This is a genomic window from Halomonas saccharevitans (assembly GCF_900116405.1).
GTDB lineage: Bacteria > Pseudomonadota > Gammaproteobacteria > Pseudomonadales > Halomonadaceae > Halomonas > Halomonas saccharevitans.
Map to the genome: position 1 here is coordinate 1 of NZ_FPAQ01000073.1, position 4,811 is coordinate 4,811.

A 4,811-nucleotide genomic window follows, 5' to 3' on the forward strand; every position below is an offset into this window, starting at 1 on the left:
TGGTCTCGGCGCGGTGCTGGCAACGGCGAGTGGCCCGAGCATCATCGAGGCGGCGCGCGATGGTACGGGTCAGCCCCATCTCGCGATCCAGCTGGCGAAGCAGCAGGACACCGCCATCGGAGGTGATCTCGCCCCCGTCGAAACCGGCGGTGACCTGGCGGCCTTTACAGCGTGGAAAGGAGGCAGTCGGCGTGGTACATTTTGTCATGGCGGCTGATGCGGTTGATTCTTGGTTAGGCTCTTGAATTATAACCGATTTTCAGCCGCCTTTTTCATGTCTGGTGCAATTTCCGGGCTAGGGCGCTTCAAGAACCCTTTCGGCTTCTACAACCGGACTCGAGACGTGGCCTTTACTCGACCCAGTATCTTGTTGCCACAGTCGATCTATTTCGATCGCACTCGATCACTAGGCCTGTCCGCCGACGGAGCCAGCGTTTATGCCGAAGAGCGATTCGAAAACGGTATAGTGCGTTTCCAAGGCGGCATAGGCACACCGACGACTCGAGATCTCGCGACACAGCTATTCCCGCCCGACCTCGACTCCAGCGTGGATGGCGACACCTCCTCGATCGCTCAGCTGATGTACGAGCATGACGATGGGCGCTTCACTGCCGCTCTAAGCACCGCTGATGTAAACCTCGACCTCAACACCGGCTCACAGCATGGCACATTGAATTTTCAGCCATGGATCCTATCCCTGCAGTACGACACCGGCAGCTGGGCGCTCACCAGTGAATATGCCATCCGCAATCTCGCCGTGTCGGGTCACGGCGCCATACGCGAATCAGACGTTACAGGCGAGAGCTGGTACATTCAGTATTCGAATCGCTTCTATGAGAACTGGCAGTGGTTGATCCGCTATGACAGCTTAATCAGCGATAAGAAAGACCGGTCGGGTAAAGCGTATGAAAAGCAGGGGCTCGGACCGGCCCATTCACGATTCGCAGAAGACATCACCATGGGATTGCAGTGGAGCGTGCATCCACGGATCCTTCTTGCGGCCGAATATCACCATGTCGATGGTACGGCCTGGCTGCCCATTCAGGATAATCCGGTCTCCTCGGAAACCAGCCGTCGCTGGAACATGCTGCTGTTTCAGCTCTCGCTGCGTTTCTGACGACTCTATGTTTTTGGCCCGGAACCCAATGAGATGACACTCTCCTCGTCCCACCAGTCCCGCCACCGGCTCAGCCTGACGTGGCGGGTCATTGCCCTGAGCAGCCTGCTTCTGGTCGGGCTCGTGGTGCTGTTCACCTGGATGGGCCACGAGAATCTGACGCGTCAGTTTCAGGAGAGCCGTTACGAGCATCATGAGCGCCAGCAGCGCGAAATCCGCCTGGCCCTGCAGCGCTCGGCGGAGAACCTTCGTCAGATGGCGGGCCTGGCCGCGGCCTCGCCTCGCCTCGGCCCGCCACTCGAGGCCGGCGATGCGGACGACGTCGAGAAAGCGCTGGCCTCCCAGTGGCCAACCCTGCAGCTCGACGCGGGTATCGACGAGATCCTGGTGGCCGACGCTCGAGGGCGGCTTCTCGGACACTGGGGCTCCGGCCAGTCCGACGGCAGCCTACCGATCCAGGCCTGGGCGCAGCGGGTCATGAGCACCGAGACTCCTATCACGACGCTGCGCTGCAAGACGAACTGTCAGCAGGTGGCCGCCGTCCCAGTGCTGGTGGATGGGGAAAGCGTCGGCATGGTCATGCTATCGCGCTCGCTCGCCGACGTTACGCGCCAGGCTAGAGAGGTCTCCAACGCCGAGGTCGCCCTGCTGGTTACCGGTCCACTGGTGAACCAGAGCCTTGTAGAGAAGCGCAGGATTACAGCCTGGAACGGTTATCTGCTGGCCCTGACGCGCCAGGAAGAGAGCCTGCCCCTGCTGCAGCGGGCTTCGCATCTCGGGCCCATCGGCGCATTACTGCAACGCCCTGTGCAGCTGAAGGACCAGGGGCAGCATCTCGAGCTCAGCGCGGTTCGCATGGATGAGGATGCGGACGGTCGCGGTAACGGCTATTTTCTGCTGATCTCCGATATAACCTCCCAGATCCAGGCCATCAACGAGGACACGCGCACCCTGATGGCGGTTGGAATGGCCGGCTGGCTGGCCGCCGAGCTGCTGCTGCTGATGATCCTGCTGCGCCCCATGGCGCGCCTGCGCCGCATAGCCAGCCTGCTGCCGACGCTTGCCAGCGGGGGCTTCGAGGATGTCAGGGCTGCAATTCCCGCTAGCCGTCATCGACTGCCGGACGAGATTGACGTACTAGAGAGCACCACCCTGTCACTCTCTCGTCAGCTCGAGAAGCTCGAAGGGGAAGTAGAGGAACGCGGCGACCAGCTAGCGACACGCGTCAACGAGCTGGCCAAGGAGCGGGACTTCGTCAACAGTCTGCTGGATACCGCTCGCGTCTTCATCATCGCCCAGGACAGCAGTGGACGGATCAGCCTGGTCAACGACTATACCCGTGCGATGCTGGACCTGGATGATTCCTCGCTGCTGGGCCGCCATTTCGTCGACGTGTTCGAGGCCGGCCGTCCCTCGCCGTTGAGCACATTCGACATTCCCCACCAAGAAGAGCGGACGTTGCATACCCCGGACCAGCGCCTCCATACCATCGCCTGGTACCATGCCCCGCTGCCATCGGGCAGCGACGACGGCAAGGCACGGATCTCGGTGGGGCTCGACATCACCGAACGCAAGGCAGCGGAGGCGCGCCTGACCTGGCTGGCCGAACGCGACCCCCTCACCGAGCTCCATAACCGACGCTACTTCCAGGACGCTCTGCAGCAGGCGCTGTGGCGCGAGTCACGCGGGGCCGTGCTGCTGCTCGACCTGGATCAGTTCAAGGAGGTCAACGAGCTGAGCGGCCACCACGTCGGCGACCGTCTGCTGCGTGAGGTGGCCGAGACCCTCGTACTAAACCTGGGGTACCGCGGGATCATCGCCCGCCTGGGAGGCGACGAGTTCTCGCTGCTTCTGGAACATGCCGATGCGGACCAGGCGATCCAGGTGGCCCAGCACATCTATCAGCTGCTCGACAGCCTGGGATTCACCGCCGCTGGACGACGCCATCGGGTCACCGCGAGTATTGGCATCGCCCTCTTCCCCTCTCACGGCGCGACGCCGGCCGACATGATGGCCAGCGCCGACGTGGCCATGTACAAGGCCAAGGAGAGCGGCATCCAGCACTGGCACCTGCTCTCGCGATCCGAGAATGCCAAGGACGAACTGCAGAAGCGTGTCTACTGGGTCGAACAAGTACGCAGCGCCCTGGCAGAGGACAGCTTCGAACTAGTGGTGCAGCCGATCATGCGGCTGGAGGATCGCGACGTGAAGCACTACGAGGTGCTGCTGCGCATGCGCGATGCCGACGGCAGCCTGATCTCTCCCGCCGCGTTCATCCCGGTCGCGGAGCGCAGCGGACAGATCGTGCAGATCGATCGCTGGGTGCTGCGTCACAGCCTGCAGCTGCTCAGCGAGATACAGGATCGTGGCATCTGCCTGGCAGTCAACCTGTCCGGCCAGTCCCTGCACGATGAAGGCTTGAAGCAGTTCCTGGCCGATGAACTGGCCGCCAGTGGTGCCGACCCCCACCACCTTATCCTCGAAGTTACCGAAACCGCCGCCGTGACCGACTTCTCCACGGCGCGCGGCGTGCTGCAGGCACTTCGCGACCTCGGATGCCGGACCGCCCTGGACGACTTCGGGGTAGGGTTCAGTAGTTTCCACTATCTCGGACAGCTGCCGGTGGACTACATCAAGATCGACGGTTCATTCATTCGCAGCCTGTTGATCAGCCCAGAGAGCCGAGTGATCGTTCAGGCCATCGCGGATATCGCCGCCGGGTTCGGCAAGCAAGCGATTGCCGAATTCGTCGACCAGGAAGCCCTGCTGCCGGTGTTGGAGTCCTACGGAATCGCCTACGGCCAAGGTTTTCATCTGGGCAGGCCGTCGCTACTCAGAGAAACATTCGAGCAAACACACAGCACTGCTACGCAGTGCGGGCTAAAAGGAGGTAGCCGGTGAGAGACGACACAACAAAAGACCAGCGACGGGCCATGCCCGCCCCCTCTGGAAACGATATCGACCCCGACCAGCTTCTCGACCATTTCAGATTGATCATCGCCCACACCCCAGAACAAAAGGAACGGGCTTTTGCTCTTCGGCATGCGGTTTTCCATGAAGAGCTGCATTATGAGATAGGGGAGAAGACTAGCAGTCCACTAGAAAAAGATACGCATGATCAAAACTCTATATTATGCCTTCTTCAGCACAAATCGAGCAACATAGATGCCGGCTGCTTGAGAGTGGTCATCATTGACAGGTCTAACAACCATCCACAAAAAAGGCTGCCGCTGGAAGAATACAGCGGACACAGCTTAGAGGGCTCTGAATTTCATCCCGAAAAATTTCCGAAAAGTTTGATATGCGAAGTATCTCGACTTGCCGTTCACCCGCTTTTCAGGAAAAAACCTGAATTCAAGCAATAAGTGCAGCACCTGCGGTATCCAGGGCTCCTGAGTATTCCCCCAGGAATACCTGTGCCGGTGTCCGATAGCCGAGCCGTTTTCGAGGGCGGTCATTCAGCTTCCTGAGCACCCTGCGAAGCTCGGCATCGGTGACCTGGCGGAAGTCCGTTCCCTTGGGAAAGTACTGCCGTATCAGGCCATTGGTGTTCTCGTTGGTCCCACGCTGCCCGGAGCAGTAGGGATCACAGAAGTATGTCGCTGCTGTCACTGCCTTGGACACGGCTTGGTGCTCGGCGAATTCGGAGCCATTGTCCAGCGTGATGGTCTGGACCGCGCCCCGACGAGGTTTC

General features: G+C 60.6%; 5 protein-coding genes. 3 read left to right on the forward strand and 2 right to left on the reverse strand.

The genetic code is table 11. The features are described 5' to 3' along the window. Nucleotides 1-208: transposase (locus BM388_RS18040; protein WP_217641106.1), on the reverse strand; the 208-nt coding region annotated here is incomplete at its 3' end. 66 nt (nt 209-274) lie between these two features. On the opposite strand from BM388_RS18040, the gene BM388_RS17320 reads away from it, so the two are divergent. From BM388_RS17320 to BM388_RS17330, 3 genes are read left to right on the forward strand one after another with little or no spacing between them, the layout of a single operon-like run. Beyond that, nucleotides 275-1,117: a hypothetical protein gene (locus tag BM388_RS17320; RefSeq protein ID WP_175535153.1), complete on the forward strand. Its 843-nt coding sequence runs from the start codon at nt 275-277 to the stop codon at nt 1,115-1,117. Nucleotides 1,118-1,150: 33 nt separating this feature from the next. After that, the gene (locus tag BM388_RS17325) at nt 1,151-4,018 is read left to right on the forward strand and encodes a bifunctional diguanylate cyclase/phosphodiesterase (RefSeq protein ID WP_089852469.1); all 2,868 of its coding nucleotides are present in this window, start codon (nt 1,151-1,153) and stop codon (nt 4,016-4,018) included. Further along, nucleotides 4,015-4,482 (forward strand): GNAT family N-acyltransferase, encoded by a 468-nt coding sequence (locus BM388_RS17330; protein ID WP_245781594.1) that lies wholly within the window; start codon nt 4,015-4,017, stop codon nt 4,480-4,482. The genes BM388_RS17325 and BM388_RS17330 overlap by 4 nt, the downstream gene beginning before the upstream one ends. Here BM388_RS17330 and BM388_RS17335 read toward each other — a convergent pair. Then, nucleotides 4,472-4,811: IS30 family transposase (locus BM388_RS17335; protein WP_139233992.1), on the reverse strand; the 340-nt coding region annotated here is incomplete at its 5' end. The genes BM388_RS17330 and BM388_RS17335 overlap by 11 nt on opposite strands.